The organism is Streptomyces sp. NPDC057950 (assembly GCF_042887295.1).
In the GTDB taxonomy this organism is placed as follows: Bacteria; Actinomycetota; Actinomycetes; order Streptomycetales; family Streptomycetaceae; genus Streptomyces; species Streptomyces kaempferi.
The window spans coordinates 143,270-159,938 of sequence record NZ_JBHVPP010000024.1 but is presented as its reverse complement, the minus strand read 5'-3'; the positions used below and the strand labels follow the sequence as shown (position 1 = coordinate 159,938).

The following is a 16,669-nucleotide window of genomic DNA, read 5'->3' as shown; positions in this document are numbered from 1 at the left end:
CAAGTGCGACGAATTGGTTCGTCTGCGCTCACGATGGCAGATGTGGCGATCGATGAGGGGAAAGATCAATGAAGGCAGTGATTGGGGAGACCGCCGTGGCCGAGGCCGCGAGCGAAGCGGTAATCAGTATTGAGGGAAATGTCTACTTCCCGCCGGACTCAGTTGCGGCCGGCGCGCTCTGCGATAGCCCGACTCCGTACACTTGCCCCTGGAAGGGGAGGGCGCAGTATCACGACGTTGTGGTCGGCGAGGTCACGCTCAGGGACGGGGCTTGGTCCTACCCGAACATCAAGGAGTCGGCGGCGAGCCGTGTGGGTCGCGACTTCAGCGGCTACGCCGCCTTCGATGCACGCCAGGTCAGGATCGAGAACTGAGCTCAGGTCGCGGCGGGTATGTGGCGCGCTGCTATGACCTGGGCCATCGTCCGAAGTCTTGTGAAGTAGGAGGCGCAGTACTCCTCGTTGACCAGGGGCACGATCTTGTCGAGGTCGGTGATGCAGCCCCAGAGGGAGGCGATGCCACTGTCGTCGAGTCCGCCGTGCAATTCCCTGTGCACGAGGCCGGCGGCGCTGGAGTCCAGGAGGGTCAGGTCCACGCCGTCGAGGTCCACGCCGCGGAAGCCAGCGGGGAACGGTGCGCGCTGGTGGTCCTCCCACAGCTGGGCGAGTGCGCTGTCGGGTCGTGCTCCGACCATGTCGGCGGCTGTCGCCTGTGCCGCGGCCGGTGGGTGAAGGAGGAGGGAGACGGCGTCGAAGACGGCACGCACCATGGCAAGGGCCTGGAGCGGGGGGAGGGCGGCACTCGACTGGGAGCCCTGCGCAAGCTTGTCGCGCAGCAGTTGGCTGCGGTCGAGTTCGGCGGCGAGTGCGGCCGTGATGAGCCCAACGTCAGCGGCCCGCGCGATCAGATCATGGAGCGGGTCGTTCGTTGCCAGCCGCTCGGCGAGGACGTGCTCCAGGGCGAACAGTGAGTGCGTGACGGCGACGGTGGCGAACTCGTACCGGAAGTAGGAGTGGCGGATGAGTTCGCGAGAGGTCTCCAACGCACTCATGACGTACATCGATGCGCCCTCGGGCAGGACCAGGTCGACAACCAGAGCGTGCATGCCCGCATAGTCGAGAACAAGGGTGCGGGCGCGCGGGTCCGGTACCGGCACAGGGAGCGGGCCGGGCAACGGCGGCAAGTTGTTCACCAGCGCAGTCTTGTCGCTGGAAGGCCATCGATGCCATCGGATTTGCCCGGGGTGGTTGGTGGTCCACTGCCGCATGTCGCCCCCGACCCGCCCCGACCTTAAAAAACAAGCTGAGACGGAGCCCGCACGACCTGGTCATGTGGACCCCCGGCCGTACGGCCGGCCGGTCAGGACGGACACCGCCGCTGCTTCTCCGCGTTGACCGTCCGCAGCACGCGGTCATCTCATTCTCATCGCGCCTGCGCCTCGAGCGTCGGGGGCCAGCGGCGGTCAGCCCGACCTGAAGTGCTCTCGGCCGTCCATCTCGTCACTTGCGCGGGCCTGAGTCTTCCGTCCGTCACAGCCTGTCTCCCGGCACCTTCATGGGCGCTGAAAGCGCGAGCTGTCTCTCGTTCGGGTTCGCCGGGGCTCTGACACTGGTTGCCCACATCCATACCGGTCGGTCACGTGCCGACGAAACTAGGAGCGCGACCAACAGCCGCTCCACCGCGTGCCGGACCGATCGCAGCGGCGGCCACGCCAACAACCGCGGATACACCGTCCACAGCTTGGCGAGCAGCAGGGGGATCGCGGCGGTTCCGGAGGCGACGTGCAGGCCCTGGGTGAGCCGGTAACCCCATGACGGGCGGCTCGGGATGTAGTCGATCAGCGAGCCCGGCGGATGCTGCATGAAGTGGCTGACCAGCCCGGTCACGAAGCACACGGCAAACGCCGGCCCCAGCCAGCGGCCGATGGAGGTCGCGGTGCGGGCGTCGTGGAGTCTTCCCTTGAACACCGGCGGACGGGGCGGAGGGAAACGCAGTTTCATGCCCCCCATCCCACCCGGCAGCCGCCCGTTTCCGGAACATGTGCACGCCTTACGGAACTGGGACGGCTCGCAGGGATCGGCTTCGGCCCGGGGGGGTGCCCCTATGTGTTTGGTCAAGGTCCAAGGCCAGTAGGTTCGTGCGGTCGAGGGCGGGCTGAGCCGGAGGGGTGTGCATGAGTGATAGCCAGGTCACGATCAAGCTCACGAGTGACGAGGCCCTGGTGCTGTCGCACTGGCTGGAGAGGCTCCAGATGACGGACCTCAGCCACGTTGTCGACGATTCGGCGGTCTGGGCGCCGATCCATCGGATCGCCGGAGCGCTGGACAAGGCGCTTCCTGAGCTGTTCGCGCCTGACTATGACCAGCGGCTTGAGGCCGCTCGTCAGCGGCTTCGGCCGGAGGGCTGACCGAGCGGTCTGGACTCTTCAGCTGGCCGCAGCTGGTTGGGGCTCGTAGAAGGTTCCGTCGCGGAGCATCGCGAAGAGGACGTCGGCCCGGCGTCTGGCGAGGCAGAGCAGGGCCTGGGTGTGGTGCTTGCCCTGGGCGATTTTCTTGTCGTAGTAGGCCCGCGATGCCGGGTCGCCCAGAGCGGCGAACGCGGAGAGGAAGAAGGCCCGTTTGAGCTGCTTGTTTCCTCTCCTGGACGGTTGTTCGCCGCGGATCGAGGAGCCCGAACTGCGGGTCGCCGGGGCGAGTCCGGCGTATGCGGCGAGGTGGCCGGCGGTCGGAAAGGTGCTGCCGTCGCCGACCTCGATCAGGATGCGGGCGCCGGTCCTGACGCCGATCCCCGGCATCGACGTCAGGACTTTCGAAAGAGGGTGGGCCTCCTGGAGTTCCTCGATCCGCCGGGCCGGCAGCTTGCGTTGGTCAAGGACGGCCGCCAGTGATTCGGCCAGGCTTGGGACGATCAGCGCGGCCGCGTCGGTCCCCGGAACGGTGACGGTCTGCTCGCCCAGGGCGGCGAAGATCTCCTCGACCAGCCGCTCGGCCATCCTCGGGGCCTTCGGCCGCAGTAGCGTGACCAGCCGCCGACGGCCCGCCTTGCGGATCTGGGACGGGGACCCGAACCGTTCCAGCAGCGTGAGGACGGCCGGGTGCTGCAACCGCGGTCCCAAGACCCGTTCCAGCGAGGGATGAATCTGGGTCAGTAGGCCGTGGAGCCGGTTGGCGACCCTGGTGGCCTCGCTGGCCAGGTCGTCGTCGAAGCCGACGATCATCTCCAGTTCGGCGATCGTCTCGTCTTCGCCGTCGATCGCCCGCAGTGTGTGGGGCATTGCGCGGGCCGCGTCGGCGATGATGAATGCATCCCTCGCGTCGGTCTTCGCCTCACCTGGGTAGAGGTCGGCGATCCTCCGCATCGTCAGGCCGGGCAGGTAAGCCACCGGGCAGTCCATGTCCCGCGCGACCGCCAGGGGAAGAGCCCCGATCGAGGCGGGCTGATCGACCACGACCAGCACCGTTCCGTGCTTGGTCTTCAGCTTGGCGAACAGCTCGCGGAGCTTGGGCTCGGTGTTGGGTAGGCGCTTGTCGAACGCCTTCTTCCCGGCCGGGGTGACGGCGGTGGCGTGGTGTTCGCCTTTGCCGAGATCCAGGCCGAGGAAGACGTCGATGTCGCCGGTGTCGATCACGTGCAGGCCCCTCCATCACGCTTTCGTCCGGCCTTGCCTGGGCACCGAGCTGCCACATACACGTTACGGAGAGCTCTTCCGGCTCGGGTGAAGCCGGTGCTCAAGCCCCTCATCAGCGGTCCGTCGATGCCTCCGGACCCGGTGCCCCCCCGGATCATCAACAACAGGAGGGGGAAGTCATGCCGGACCCGAAGGCCGGAGGCCCCATTGCGGAGCCACGAAAACGGTAACGGGGGGGGTGACCCGCGACGGATCAGGCTGTTCGCGACCGGGGCGGCCGATCCGTCGAGCCCGCACAATCGGGTCGTCCGCCCGCCCGTGGGCGGTCCGATCGTCTCAATCCTTCGGCTGCTGTCGGTGTGCGTCCGTATTCGCTTCGAGGGCCGCTTCGGCGGCTCGGATGGTGTGGGCCGCGTTGATGAGGCCGATGTGGCTGAAGGCTTGAGGGAAGTTGCCGAGGGCTTCGCCGGTGCGGGTGTCCACCTCTTCAGGGAGGAGGCCGACGTCGTTCGCGTGGCTGAGCGCGGCTTCGAAGACCTGGTGGGCGCGTGCGGGCTGGCCGGTCAGGGCGAGGGCTTGCGCGAGCCAGAAGGTGCACAGCAGGAAGGTGCCCTCACCGTCGTCGATGTCGTCCTGGAGATAGCGCCGTACCAGGCCCCGGAAATCGGTCAGCTGCCGTGCGACCGTCTCGACGGTGGAGCGCACCCGGGGGTCGTCACCTGGCAGAAATCCCACGAGGGGCAGCATCAGGGCGGAGGCATCGAGCTGTTCGCTGTCGAAGGCCTGGGTGAAGGCCCCGGTCCGGTGATTGAATCCCTTGTTCTCGATGGCTTCGCGGATCTGCTCGCGGATGCGCTGCCAGTCGGTGACAAGGTCCTGAGCACTCAGGGCGTGGGCCAGGGCGATGGCGCGGTCCAGAGCGACCCAGCACATGAGTTTGGAGTGCAGGAAGTGACGGCCGGGTCCGCGGCCCTCCCAGATCCCCTGGTCGGGGTCGGCCCAGCGGTGAGCGGCCGCTTCCGCGCACTGGCGCAGGAACGAACGAACGGGCGGGTCGAGCGGGACGTCGTGGGGCAGTGTCTGGTGCGCCGCGTCCAGGAGCTCGCCGTAGACGTCGAGCTGGCGCTGGCGCCACGCGCCGTTGCCGACGCGCACCGGGGCGCTGCCGCGCCAGCCGGAGAGGTGGGGCAGGACGCGTTCGCTCAGGTCGTGCTCTCCGCCGATGCCGTACATGACCTGGAGGTCCGCGCCGCGTTCGAGCTTGGTGGCTGCGGCCTGGGCGAGGAAGGCGAAGAAGTCACCTTTCTCCTGCTTGCAGGTGGCGGTGGCCAGCGCCTGGAGGGTGAGGCTGGCGTCGCGCACCCAGGTGTAGCGATAGTCCCAGTTACGCGTGCCGCCGACGGTCTCGGGCAGCGAGGTGGCGGCCGCCGCGACGATGGCTCCGCTCGGCCCCGTACGGATAAGTCAGCGAACCACCCACACCCCTACCGACCCCTGCCTCACCGGTGATCGGTCACGAACTGGGCCTCATGCAGCCGTGGGCGTCTGCGTCTTGGCTTGGCGCACCCCGCGCAGGGCGCCGGACCAACCGATCACCTGCTCGAGCATGTCGCCCACTGCGGTGTCGAGGCCCTCCTGCGGGACGAAGGTACCGGTGTGGAACGAGGGGTGTGTCGAGATGGTGGGCTGGGCGCGGACCGTGGCCACCTGGAGTTCGGCGAGGACGAGCCGCAGCGCCTCGGCGGCCCGGGCTCCGGCGACCCAGCCGCCGTAGCTGATGATCCCGGCGGCTTTGTCGTTCCACTCTCGGTAGACGTAGTCCAGGGCGTTCTTAAGGGCTCCGGGGTAGGAGTGGTTGTACTCGGGGACGAGGAACACGTAGCCGTCGAAGCTGTCGATGAGTGAGCCCCAGGCGCGGGTGTGGTCGTGCTGGTACTGCTGGAAGTTCGGGTTGCCGGGCTCGTCGAGGTTGCCGAGGTCGTGGTCGGCGAGGTCGATGAGTTCGTACTCGGCTCCACCGTGGGCGCGGGCGGCCTCCAGGGCCCAGGCGGCGATCTGGTCGCCGCGGCGGCCGGGGCGGGTGCTTCCGAGGATGAGTGCGATGCGGAGTGTCATGGTTCACCTTCCGGGATAGTTGTCACGTCAACTCTAGATTGTGAGGGGTTGACGTGACAACTCTGCTGGTAGCGGTATCCTCGGCGACATGACGGAGACTCGATTGCTGGACCCCGAGGAGTGGGAGTTCTGGGATACCTGGATGCGCGCGCAGCGCCTGCTCACCAGGGAGCTGGAGCGTGGTCTGCAGCGTGACTGCGACATCTCGAAGGCTGAGTTCAGCGTGCTGGTGACGCTGTGGCAGTCCGCCGGCCGCGAGATGCGTGTCAGCGAGCTCTCCGAGTCGCTCGACTGGGACAAGAGCCGCGTCTCACATCAGCTGACGCGCATGGAAAAACGCGGCTTCGTCAAGCGCACTCAGTACGGGGCCGATGGTCGCCGGGCGGGGATCGGGCTGACCGCCGAGGGGCGCCGCGCCGCCCAAAGTGCCACCCTCGTGCACGGAGGCAACATCCGCCGCCACTTCCTCGACTCACTGACCCCCGAGCAGGCATCAGTCATCCGGGCCTGGAGCGAGCAAGCAGTCGATCGCCTCGGTCGGCATGCAAGCGACGCTGCCAGCGACGGCGCGTCGTAGACCGCGTTCCACACCGCCCTCATAGACCCCGCAGATACAGCCCTGGGCATTGTCAGGCAGACCCCAGTGGAACAAGCGGGTCGGCGGCCCTGGGGCTCTTACCCTCTGTGGCCGTTGCCGTGCCCCTGCCCCATAAGCGACGTGCACGGACAGATCACCGAAGTATCGATGCAGGTTATCGCCGGTGCCGAGACCCGACTGCGGCCGATCGAAACCGAGTCGTGAGTCTTGCACCTCGCCTGACAGCCAACCCCGGCCATGGCGTGTCGGATTCGGCCAGCAGCGCCACGCCTCGGACAGCCTGACGGACGGTCTTCAGGAAACGATGGCACCCTCAAGTGATAAACGCACCACCCACGGATGATCACGTGATCGTGGAGGCACAGGTGCGTGACTACGGGTTTTCGCCGGCTCAGCAGGATGAGATCTGGAGACGCTGGCGAGAGGGGCAATCGTTCAGCTTGATCGGGCGGGCGCTCGGGGCACCGATGCAGAACGCCCGTCGGTTCCTGCACCAGAGCGGCGGCGTACGCCTCACCCCGCAGCAGCGATCAGAGCGGCATCTGAGCGGGAGCGAGCGCGAAGAGATATCCCGCGGCATCGCGGCTGGGGAATCGGCCCGGCAGTTGGCCAAGCGGCTGGGCAGATCCCCTTCGACCGTTTGCGGTCCTCTGCGCGGGCCCGGCGACGGTGGCGCAGTTCGAGGTCCGCGAGCTGTCCGTCCGGGGTGTTGGTTGCGAAGACAGTGAAGCGGTGTCCGTCGACGTTGGTGATTCGCAGTTGGGCGCCGGGGTGTGGACGTTCCTTGCGGACGATTAGGCGGAGCCCCTTGGGCCAACTGGTGAGGTCGAGCATGTCGGTGATCTCTGCGACCCAGCCACCGTCGCGGACCTGTCGGTCGGCGTCATAGGCCTCGGTCCAGGCCTTCTTGGGGATGAGCTTGATCGTGTCGTGAATATCGTCGGTGATGGTCATGCCGACCGAGTAGGACAGCCACCGTCCCGGCTGGGTGAGCCAGTTGAGGAAGGCATGGGTGCCGCCGGCGGAGTCGGTCCGGATCAGGGTCTGTCGGCCGTGCCGGAAGCGCTTGGGCAGTTGGGCCGGGGCCTGTCGGGTTGTGGTGATGGGGTCGGCGGCGGTATTGGAGCCAGCCCTGCCTGGCCGTAGGAGGGATTCGACGGGCTCGCCGCTGCCCTGGTGGCCGTGGTCCACAAACGCGACCAGCGGGTGATGGCCGAAGGTCTTCTTCCAGGTCGCGGTGGCGTCCTGCTTCTCGGAGTGGGCGGTGACCAGGACGCCGTCGATGTCCACGGTCACCCGGCCGCCGCTGTCTGGGGAGCGGTCCTTGGCCAGGGCCCACGCGTGCTACCGGGCTTGAGCGCGTGCCGCGAATGGCGGTCAGGGCCCTGGTGCCCGCTGCCGCGAGGGCGGCGATCAGGCGGGATACGGTTGGATCGGAAGCGACGTTCCCGTAGACGGCGGGCTCGGCCCGCAGCAGGGCAATGTCTGCCAGGCAGTCGCCACCCAGGGCGACGGCTATGGCAAGGTCCATGAGGATCTTGCCCGGGTCGTGAACTGTGCGGTCCTTGCGCCAGGGCTCCAGCGCAGACGACATTGCCGTGTCAAGCCCGCTGGCGCGGGCGGTCTCCACCAGGAGTACCCCGCCAGCCTGCGAGACCACCCCTGATCCGCCACCCGATATCCGGACGCGCGGGTAGGACCCGCTGCGCTTCATCATCTGGAAAGTGTCTCGTGTTCGGCGATGGAACAGGATCTTCGACAAGCCATATCATTGCAGTTCAGGGGCCTTTTCTAGATCTCCGGCCGCCTTTTGGATGATCGGGGCAGCCTCGCCTGGCGCGAGATGTCCAGAAGCAGAGGAGCCCTTCCATGCCAGCCGACACGTGGTCCCAGCTCTTGGTGCACCCCGAGCGGCTGACCGCGCTCTACACCGAGTTGCCGCCTTTGGAGCGCCTGGTCCTCAGGTCGGTCCACCTGAGCCCCTACGGCCCCAGTGTGAAGTTGCGGGTGGAACTGCCGCGCTTTCCGGACCGCGCTCCCTTGCCCTGGACCGAGGCGGGCTGCGACCGGTTCGAGGCCCAGATCGAGTTCCTGGCCGTGGGCGAGGACCTGCGGATGAGGGGCGTTCCCCACCACACCGTGGTCGACATCGAGGTCAGCCCCCTCGTCCAAGTCCACGAGCGCCGGATCAGGGTCGCTGTGCACGGAGCGGGATTCTCGTTGGACTTCACCGCCTGGGCCGGCCTTCAGGCTGGCCATCTCAACGCGTATCGCTCCATCGAGGCGGACCCCGATGCCGCTCAGCGCTGGTTCGAGAACCGAGTTGACCAGCATCTGTACCGGGTCCTCCCTCTCACGACCGCGAAGAGGTTTTATGAGTGACCACGACTGTGCTGCCGAGTTGACCAATCCTGAGACGGTCCGCGAAGTTCTGGGCTCACGCCCGCCACCGCTGAGTGATTACGACCTAACGTCCGTCCTCGTCGACGAACGCGAAGCGTCGGTCACCCTGAGGTTCTCCGCCTTCGCCGTCCCGGACGGCGCCGTGGACCTGTGGCAGACGCGTGGGCACAACGCGGTCGAGTTCGTCCTGGTCTGTATCGGCGTGAAGAACTTCGAGGTGCACGGCTGGTCCGGCTGGCCCACAACCACCGCCACCCTCGCAGCAAAAACGGTCGTGCTCGCCGGCCAGGGCAAGCTCGTGTCCTTCGACGCCACCGGCATCCGCGCTGAGTCCCCAGTCGGACGCTTGTGGAGCCGATCACCGTGACATCACTGGCCGGTTGCAGACTGGTTTGGCCTACCAGAACCTTCACCCGCAAGGTGAAGGCCGCCGACGTTCGGCAGAGGCTCAGACATGGGGCAACGATGCAGGTCAGCGACGTCAAAACCACCATGATCAGCCATCAGCATCTGCCACCCATGAAAGGACGAGGTTAGTGCGGTGACGTCGTTGGCGGAGAACGCGGCCACCAGTCAGGACCGGTGGCCGGGTCCGCTCGACCAGGTTCGGGTGGGGCGCCGCCCTCCTCGCCGAGCTGCTCCTCGACCTCACGGGACGCTCGACTGCAGCCCTGCACCCTCGCCTGTCCACCACCGAACCGCCGTCACGGTAAGGACACTTCCGACCTCCCGGCGCCGGCGGTCGCTACGATCTGCGGCGTGTGCGCAAACATTGTGGTCGCCGAAGACGACGCGAAGCAGGCCGAACTGGTGCGCCGCTACCTGGAGCACGAGGGTCACGCCGTCACGGTCGTCGAGGACGGCCGGACGGCTCTCGAGACGGTCCGGCACCAGGAACCCGACTTGGTCGTCCTCGACGTGATGATGCCCAGGGCCGACGGTCTCGACGTCGTACGGATCCTGCGCGCCGAACGCCGGGAGGTGCCGGTGCTGATGCTGACGGCCCGCAGCACCGAGGACGATCTGCTGCTCGGCCTCGACCTCGGCGCCGACGACTACATGACCAAGCCGTTCAGTCCGCGTGAACTCACCGCCCGGGTAAGGACTTTGCTTCGCCGCAACCGGCGCGGCCCCGACCCGGCTCCGGCGACCGTACCCGCCCCCGCTCCCGCCTCGGAGCCCGAAGCGGCCCCGGACGACGAGGTGTTGACGGTCGGCGTGCTCAGGGTCGATCCCTCGCGGCACGAGGTGTCGGTCGCCGGGACGCCCGTTGAGTGCACGCCCGGTGAGTTCCGTCTCCTCGCGGCGATGGCGGCCGAGCCCGGCCGGGTCTTCACCAGAGCACGGCTCCTGGACGAGCTGCACGGCTTCGACAGGTACATCAGCGGCCGGACCGTCGACGTGCACGTCATGAACCTGCGCAAGAAGATCGAGCGCACCCCACGACGGCCGGCCCGCCTCATCACCGTCTTCGGCGTCGGCTACAAACTCACGGACCCCGCGAAGAACGTGCGCCATGAGTCGTCCTGACAGGGGAGGTGCGTCGGGGGCCGCCCGGCTGCCGCTGCGCAAGAGCCTGGCGGGGCGGCTGTTGACCGTGACGGCGCTGGTGGCCTCGTGCTCGGTCGCCGCGACCGCCTGGCTGGCCGTGCAGACAACCTCCGTCGCGATCCGCCAGGAGCAGGGGCAGAACCTCAAGTCCGACGCGAATATCTACAACACCCTCCTCGGCTACGCAGCCACCCACCCCGACTGGGAGGGCGTCGACACCACCGTGCGAGATCTGGCCCTGGAGTCCGGGCGCCGGATCGTGCTCACCACGCCGGGCCGACGCCCGTTCGTGGACTCGGCCGACTCGCGCTCAGCGGGCGGCGGTTCGTCCGACGATCTGCTCGCTCAGCAGGCCTCGGCGGTCGTGGATCCACGCTCCGTCGACACCGTGCTGGTGCCCGACGCGGCCAAGGCCAGCGCGGACCGCGTCGATCCACGGGCCGTGGGGCCCTTCCGGCTGCCCGCGAAGGAACACGACGCACTGCGGAAGGCCGCCACCGGGAGGGTGGAGTGCCTCAGCCAGATGGGTATCGCCGCCGACGTCGTCGAGAGCCCGGGCGGACGGCCCCGCGTCCAGTTCGTGAGCGACGAGACCGAGGGGGGGACCGACAGCGTCACCGACCGTGACATGGAGGCCAAGTGCTTTGCGCCCTACCCGGTCGGTCCCACCGCGACCGAGCGGAAGGTCCTGAACGCCCTCAATCAACTGGCTGACGCCTGTCTGAAACGACAGGGTCGCACCGCCGTGAAACTGAACCTGGACCTGTCCTGGGACCGGAGTTACGCATACGGGCGGGACGACGCGGTCTCCGGCGCCGAGGACGGCCTCAGCGATCGGGAGGCGAAGGCCCTGGCCGCCAAGAAGGCGGAGGACGCCGCGACGGCCGAACGTAAAGCGGCTTCCGGCGGCGCACTCGACTACGCCCCCGCCGAGATCCGCGACAGCGCGTACGACCGGGCCGTGGCCAACTGTGTCGAAAGCGCCCGCCGGGAACAGCTCACGGGCTATGTCGCCGAGCCCGCACTCCTGTTCATCGACGGCCCCGGTGCCGCCGGCGTGCCTGGCTTCGACCTCTCCCGCGCCAACACCGCACGCATCGCCGGTGTCACCGCTCTGGTCCTCGCCCTCACCGTCGGCGCCTCGGTGCTCGCCGGAGCCAGGCTCGTACGCCCATTGCACGCGCTCACCGGCGCCGCCCAGCGCATGCGGGAGGGCCTGGACGCGACGCCGGTGCCCGTGCCCGTCGTCTCCGACAATGAGATCGGACGGCTGACGGCGGCCTTCAATGACATGGCTGCGCACCGGGCCCGCTTGGAGGAGCAGCGCAAGGTGATGGTCAGCGATGTCGCCCATGAGCTGCGAACGCCGCTGAGCAACATCCGGGGCTGGCTTGAGGCGGCCCACGACGGACTGGCCGTGCCGGACCCCGCGTTCGTCTCCTCGCTCCTGGAGGAGGCGGTGCAGCTCCAGCACCTCATCAGCGACCTCCAGGACCTGGGCGCGGCTGACGCGGGCGCCCTGCGGCTGCACCGGAAGCCGGTACGGATCGACGAGCTGCTCGGCCAGGTCGCCGCCGCGCACCAGGGGTTGGCCGAGACGGCGGGCGTCACCCTCACGGTCCTGACACCGCCGCCGGACACCCCTCACCCACCGCTCCTCGACGCCGACCCCGTACGGCTGCGGCAGACCGTCAGCAACCTGCTCTCCAACGCGGTGCGCCACACCCCGGCCGGCGGCACGGTGACCCTGCGCCGGTACGTCACCGACCCGGGGGACGAGCTCGCCGTGGAGGTGTCCGACACCGGCAGTGGCATTCCGGCGGGCGACCTCCCGTACGTGTTCGACCGTTTCTGGCGGGCGGAGAAGTCCCGCAATCGCAGCACCGGCGGCAGCGGCCTCGGCCTGGCGATCGTCCTCAAGCTCGCCGAGGCACACGGCGGCACGGTGGACGTGGCGAGCACGGAGGGGGAGGGGGCCACCTTCACCCTGCGGCTGCCGACAGCCGAGTCACGGAAGCCGGAGGGCCCCGGTCGACCCTGATGGGATGACGACAGCGCACTGACAGTTTCCGCACAAGTGGCCGTCAGGGTGAAGCCATGCCCGGAACCTGGTGCGGATCAGCAACCAGGAACGACCAAGCCGGGCTGGAACTGGAGCCCTCACATGTCCCGCCGTCTCACCCCGCGCCCGCTGCGTATTGCTGTCCTGACCGGCGTCGCGGCCGGCGCGCTGCTCGTCCCGGCCACTGCGGCCTTCGCCACCGATCAGACTCCGACGCCGGGCGCGACCGACTCGACCTCGGCCGACAAGGAGGCCGTGGCGAAGAAGAAGGCCGAGGACGCCAGGACGCTCAAGGAGGCCGAGGCCCGGAAGGCCGCCGAAAGCCAGAAGGCCGGAGGCAAGGACTACCCGCGTGGCGGTGTCGCCGCGGGCGAGGCCCCCGCCCAGGACGACAACACCGGCACGCTCATCGGTTCGGCCACCGGCGCGCTGCTGCTCGCGGGCGTCGGCACCTACATACTGCGCCGCCGCACCACCGCCCGCCGCGAAAGCTGACCCGGCAGCACGACCTCTCGTACGAAACGGTGGCGCCGCCCTTCACCAGGCGGCGCCCTGTGCGTTCCGGCGAACCCTCGCACCCTGTTCTGGAGCCCGAGTTGCCCCCTGCACACCGTCCGGCCCTGTCCCGGGCCCGCCTCGCGACCCTCACCCTGTTGACCCTCGTCACCCTGCTCACCGGATGTTCGTCCGGCCCCGACCCGATGGTCCGGGTCGCCCCAACCGCCCCCGCCGCCGCGTCGGGCGCTCCGAAGTCCGAGCGGCCTGCGGCCGACGCTCCGGCGGCCCCTGCCAAGGTGGCCGTTCTCTCTGTGGGGATCACCAGTTCGCTGATGGAGTTGGGCCTCAACACGGACCGGACGGTCCAGGTCCCGCCGGCCGAGGAGGGGATGACCGCGGGCTGGTACACGGGCGGTGTGGTGCCCGGTGAGATCGGCGCGGCCGTCATCATCGGCCACAACGACACCCGCTTCGGCGAGGCCGTCTTCCACGACCTGAAGAAGATCAAGGAGGGTGCGGACATCACCGTCACCGACAAGACGGGCAAAGCCCTCCACTTCACCGTCACGGCCACGGAGAGCGTTGCCAAGAACGCCTTCCCGACGGAGAAGGTCTACGGGCCGACCCAGGAACGTGCTCTACGGCTCATCACGTGCGACGGCGACTTCGACGCGCAGGGGCACCCTGTCGACAACCTCATTGTGTACGCGACAGCGAGCTGAGGGCCGTAGGCGTGTCCGTTTCGCCCTGTCGTCACGAGTAACGTCCGCAGCTCAATCGTCAGACGCCGACGCCACCCCACCACCCCCGATGGGGCTGCTCAAAGCCCTCTTCGGCCGCCCCGACAAGGACACCCCACCCCGGCCCCCAGCCGGGCTGGAAGTCACACCACCATGTCGCGCGCCTGCCGATACCGGCTCCGCGCCCGTATCGCTCAGGAGCAGTACAGCCGGTCTCAGCGCACGGGATGCCGCCACACACCGACGGCGCCGCGGGCGGCGTCGGCGCCGGCTTCCACGATCAGTCCCGGTTGGATCGGCAGACTGCGAGCCGGCTACCGGCCGGCAGCTCAGTGGACGCGGACGGGCCGCCCGCTCCAGGTATGAGCGCGCGGCCTGTCCGCCCTGTGGGGCCTACTTGAACCAGTACTTGACGCCGTGGTGGTGGGAGCAGGTGCCCTGGGAGTGCCTCGAGTAGGACAGGGAGGCGTCCTTGCACTTTGCGGTTTCGGTCTTGTTCTGGGGCCTTTGGTGGTGGGTCCAGCCGCACATCCCGGTCGTGTGGTGGACGCAGTGGTGGGCCGTGTTGGTGGACGGCAGCGTTGCCGCTGCCGAGGCGGCCGGTGCGCTGAAGACGAGGCCGGCGACAGCGACCGCGACGGCCGAGGCGGCAAGACGTGCGAACAAGGAATCCCCCTTGGAATGGTGCGAGTTGCGACGTGACTTTATCGGTGTTTGTTGAGATTTCCGGCAAGTATCAGGAAGTCCTCACCCGGCTCGGTTGCCGGCCGGGGGTCACGGGCCGACCTGGAGGTGTGGCCCGGCAGAGAGCATCTCGGCCGCACATGGCCGGGTGATCCTGACCTGGCGGCAGGCGGGGCAGGTCACGGGCTAAGGCGTTGGCGCATGTCGAGGTAGCAGCGTAGCCGTACACCGGGCTGCCCGGGATCGCGGGTCGTGCGTTCCACCGAGGTCTCCGCCCACATTGTGGCCAGGGCCTCTTGGAAGGCGAAGGCGGTCTGGTCGTCGGCGGCAGCCACGTCGACCACGACCAGACCGGACTCCGCTACGTGTACTTCGTTGAACGCTTCCACACCCGGCACGACGCCCCGCCACGGCCAGCAGGTTCTCCCACACGGGCCAGTTCACCCGACCGGCCCACATCGGGCCGTGGAGACGCCGGAGACCACAGGCCCCATACCGAGCGTACGGGCGCGGGTGGCCGGCCAGGCGATTACGCAACTGAGGCTTCCCTGCCCGCGTATTGACGCGTCGGGTTGGATGCCAAGGACATCGCTCTGCTGTCCTCGCAGGGGCCCGTCGTTCCTCGCAGCAGTCGGGGCTGATCCGCCGCCTGCGTGGCCGGAGCCGTTCTGCGAGCCGCTGTTCGCCGAACTGCGCATCACCCTGCAGCAGTGGCCGTACGTATCCGGCGCTTCCCACCGGCTGTCCTTTGCGCTGTAGACGGTTCCGCCGCCGTTGGCCCGGGTGCGGTGGGGGTGGGGGTGTCGCGGGGGCGCGGTCATCAGGCGGCTTCCTGTTGAGGCGGGCCCGGACCTGCGGGCCTCCCCGCTCACGTCGCGATCCACATCCCATGTCAATGCTGAGCCCCCTTTCGCCAGGAGTGTCGGGCATTACGCAAGCACGGTCAGAGCCCCCGAACACCCTGTCGCAGAAGCCCTGTTGAGGGCATGTTGTATGGCTTTGATCACTCTCGGGCCGGGCGCACAGGACGCCACGAGAGCACCGGGTTGCTAGGTTGGCCGCGACCATGATCATCAGGGGGTATTTGTGGAATCGGTCAGATGGGCTCTGCCTTCTGTCGTCAGCATGCTTGCCGTGCTGCTTTCACCGGCGACGGCCGTCAGCGCCAGTGCGCCGGATCCGTCCGACATCGTGTACACGGCGACCTACACGCTGCTGGAAGATTCGGGCCCTGCCCCGCACGGCGCCCCGGCCGCAGCGTCTTCCAGTGGCAGTGCCGCAGGTCCGAGGCCTCCTTGCGGGGACTTCAACTACCATGATGTGACCCACGGTGAGTGCATCACGCACGGCAACAGCGCCGGCAAGCCCGAGTGGGTCAAGAACCACTTCGCCCTGTGCCGCCGCGGCACCCTCCAGGTCGTCGGTGTCGACGTGGAGAGCGGCACTCCTGTCGGCACCCTCACCTACGTCGAGACGATCATCGGGTACGCCTTCCAGGGCGAGCGGTCCGTCCTGTTCGAGCAGTACATCGAGAAGATCAACACCACCGGCACCATCAAAGACACGACCACGTTCTTGATCAACCGGTGGAACCAGTCGAGTGCCACAGGCGCCGTTCTGCACAAGGGGCAGAAGCACGGGGGCGTCACGCAGGTCTCGGGCGTCTTCCGCGGCGAGGTCGGCGCAGCGCAGGAGGACGCCAGCATCAAGGGCTGGAAGAGGGAGAGCAGGGAGCTGCTGACCTTCGACGAAGACGCGGCCTCCGATAACGGCCGCGACAAGGTCCACACCTACGACTTCGTCCCGGCCACCTTCTTCATCGCCCAGGGCAACAAGAACGTCCAGCCGGCCGAACCCAAGATCAGGGTGCGGTTCGACAGCGCCCCGTACCTGACTTACAAGAAGGGCAGCATCTTCACCAACGTCCGCTCGACCATGGACTATGACCGCAGTGACCCCGTGGTCAACGAGACAGCTCAGCACATCTGGGACGCCCAGAATCATCCGGCGACCACGATCCCCGCCAAGACGGGCAAGAAGATCCCCGGCGCCCCCACCACGACGCCATTGCACCGGATCTACTACGACGCCGCGCTGCGCAGGCAAAACCGTGACACCGCGCGGGCGGCGTGCCAGGCCAAGTGGCCGAACTACTCCGCCAGCGGCAAGGACTGCGACGAATACCCGTTCAGCACCACGAAGGAAGGGGCCAAGAACGCGAACGGCAACTACTCGGCCCGGGCCCTGGACGGCACGGACTACCAGAAAGCGGGATCACGGCTCGCCACCTGGTACAACGACGACCGGATCCTCGACGGTGACGCCTTCTACGTCAAGGTGAAGTAACCCCGCACGAGCGGGGCGGTCCGCCTGCAGCCCGCCCCCGCTCA

Annotated in this window: 17 protein-coding genes and 2 pseudogenes; 11 read left to right on the top strand and 8 right to left on the bottom strand. The window is 68.1% G+C overall.

What is annotated here, in order from left to right; genetic code table 11:
• Positions 1–68 precede the first annotated feature (68 nt).
• A complete protein-coding gene (locus tag ACFVTC_RS34030; protein WP_390132321.1) occupies positions 69–374 on the top strand; it encodes a DUF427 domain-containing protein in 306 nt (101 codons plus the stop codon).
• Between the two features lie 2 nt (positions 375–376).
• Here ACFVTC_RS34030 and ACFVTC_RS34025 read toward each other — a convergent pair whose 3' ends face one another.
• Together ACFVTC_RS34025 and ACFVTC_RS34020 are read right to left on the bottom strand one after the other, a co-directional pair.
• On the bottom strand, positions 377–1,105 hold the full coding sequence (locus tag ACFVTC_RS34025; protein ID WP_390132320.1) for a hypothetical protein: 729 nt from the start codon (positions 1,103–1,105) through the stop codon (positions 377–379).
• A gap of 535 nt (positions 1,106–1,640) precedes the next feature.
• Positions 1,641–2,000 (bottom strand): annotated as a pseudogene (locus ACFVTC_RS34020) (molybdopterin-binding protein); the annotation flags it as partial.
• A 173-nt stretch (positions 2,001–2,173) separates the two neighbouring features.
• Here ACFVTC_RS34020 and ACFVTC_RS34015 point away from each other — a divergent pair.
• Positions 2,174–2,407, top strand: a complete 234-nt coding sequence (locus ACFVTC_RS34015; RefSeq protein ID WP_390132318.1) for a hypothetical protein — start codon at positions 2,174–2,176, stop codon at positions 2,405–2,407.
• Positions 2,408–2,425: 18 nt separating this feature from the next.
• Here ACFVTC_RS34015 and ACFVTC_RS34010 read toward each other — a convergent pair whose 3' ends face one another.
• The 3 genes from ACFVTC_RS34010 to ACFVTC_RS34000 all read right to left on the bottom strand — a co-directional run bounded on the left by ACFVTC_RS34010 (position 2,426) and on the right by ACFVTC_RS34000 (position 5,743).
• Positions 2,426–3,628: an IS110 family transposase gene (locus tag ACFVTC_RS34010; protein ID WP_390132316.1), complete on the bottom strand. Its 1,203-nt coding sequence runs from the start codon at positions 3,626–3,628 to the stop codon at positions 2,426–2,428.
• A 336-nt stretch (positions 3,629–3,964) separates the two neighbouring features.
• Positions 3,965–5,089: a glycoside hydrolase family 15 protein gene (locus tag ACFVTC_RS34005; RefSeq protein ID WP_390132359.1), complete on the bottom strand. Its 1,125-nt coding sequence runs from the start codon at positions 5,087–5,089 to the stop codon at positions 3,965–3,967.
• Positions 5,090–5,155: 66 nt separating this feature from the next.
• Positions 5,156–5,743 (bottom strand): NADPH-dependent FMN reductase, encoded by a 588-nt coding sequence (locus ACFVTC_RS34000; RefSeq protein ID WP_390132315.1) that lies wholly within the window; start codon positions 5,741–5,743, stop codon positions 5,156–5,158.
• Positions 5,744–5,831: 88 nt separating this feature from the next.
• On the opposite strand from ACFVTC_RS34000, the gene ACFVTC_RS33995 reads away from it, so the two are divergent.
• Positions 5,832–6,320: a MarR family winged helix-turn-helix transcriptional regulator gene (locus tag ACFVTC_RS33995; RefSeq protein WP_390132314.1), complete on the top strand. Its 489-nt coding sequence runs from the start codon at positions 5,832–5,834 to the stop codon at positions 6,318–6,320.
• Between the two features lie 488 nt (positions 6,321–6,808).
• Complete coding sequence (locus ACFVTC_RS33990) at positions 6,809–7,069, top strand: helix-turn-helix domain-containing protein (protein ID WP_390132358.1); 261 nt, start codon at positions 6,809–6,811, stop codon at positions 7,067–7,069.
• Here ACFVTC_RS33990 and ACFVTC_RS33985 read toward each other — a convergent pair.
• A pseudogene (locus ACFVTC_RS33985) lies at positions 6,975–8,058 on the bottom strand (IS1380 family transposase); the annotation flags it as partial. The gene ACFVTC_RS33990 and the pseudogene ACFVTC_RS33985 sit on opposite strands and share 95 nt — an antisense overlap.
• Before the next feature lie 152 nt (positions 8,059–8,210).
• Between ACFVTC_RS33985 and ACFVTC_RS33980 the strand changes: the two are divergent.
• The 6 genes from ACFVTC_RS33980 (at position 8,211) to ACFVTC_RS33955 (ending at position 13,577) form a co-directional block, all read left to right on the top strand.
• A complete protein-coding gene (locus ACFVTC_RS33980) occupies positions 8,211–8,723 on the top strand; it encodes an Imm50 family immunity protein (RefSeq protein ID WP_390132313.1) in 513 nt (170 codons plus the stop codon).
• Positions 8,716–9,111, top strand: coding sequence for an Imm50 family immunity protein (locus ACFVTC_RS33975; protein ID WP_390132311.1), 396 nt, complete (start codon positions 8,716–8,718; stop codon positions 9,109–9,111). Before ACFVTC_RS33980 ends, ACFVTC_RS33975 begins: the two co-directional genes overlap by 8 nt.
• A 392-nt stretch (positions 9,112–9,503) precedes the next feature.
• The gene (locus ACFVTC_RS33970; RefSeq protein WP_390132309.1) at positions 9,504–10,274 is read left to right on the top strand and encodes a response regulator transcription factor; all 771 of its coding nucleotides are present in this window, start codon (positions 9,504–9,506) and stop codon (positions 10,272–10,274) included.
• Positions 10,261–12,336 (top strand): sensor histidine kinase, encoded by a 2,076-nt coding sequence (locus ACFVTC_RS33965; protein ID WP_390132308.1) that lies wholly within the window; start codon positions 10,261–10,263, stop codon positions 12,334–12,336. Before ACFVTC_RS33970 ends, ACFVTC_RS33965 begins: the two co-directional genes overlap by 14 nt.
• Before the next feature lie 123 nt (positions 12,337–12,459).
• Positions 12,460–12,852 (top strand): sortase-dependent protein, encoded by a 393-nt coding sequence (locus ACFVTC_RS33960; protein WP_390132307.1) that lies wholly within the window; start codon positions 12,460–12,462, stop codon positions 12,850–12,852.
• Positions 12,853–12,953: 101 nt separating this feature from the next.
• Positions 12,954–13,577, top strand: coding sequence for a class F sortase (locus ACFVTC_RS33955; RefSeq protein WP_390132306.1), 624 nt, complete (start codon positions 12,954–12,956; stop codon positions 13,575–13,577).
• 411 nt (positions 13,578–13,988) lie between these two features.
• Here ACFVTC_RS33955 and ACFVTC_RS33950 read toward each other — a convergent pair whose 3' ends face one another.
• Entirely contained in the window at positions 13,989–14,261 is a 273-nt protein-coding gene (locus ACFVTC_RS33950) for a DUF3761 domain-containing protein (protein WP_390132305.1), read from the bottom strand.
• A gap of 197 nt (positions 14,262–14,458) precedes the next feature.
• On the bottom strand, positions 14,459–14,677 hold the full coding sequence (locus ACFVTC_RS33945) for a DUF6207 family protein (RefSeq protein WP_390132304.1): 219 nt from the start codon (positions 14,675–14,677) through the stop codon (positions 14,459–14,461).
• A gap of 922 nt (positions 14,678–15,599) precedes the next feature.
• On the opposite strand from ACFVTC_RS33945, the gene ACFVTC_RS33940 reads away from it, so the two are divergent.
• Complete coding sequence (locus ACFVTC_RS33940; RefSeq protein ID WP_390132303.1) at positions 15,600–16,625, top strand: NucA/NucB deoxyribonuclease domain-containing protein; 1,026 nt, start codon at positions 15,600–15,602, stop codon at positions 16,623–16,625.
• Positions 16,626–16,669 lie beyond the last annotated feature (44 nt).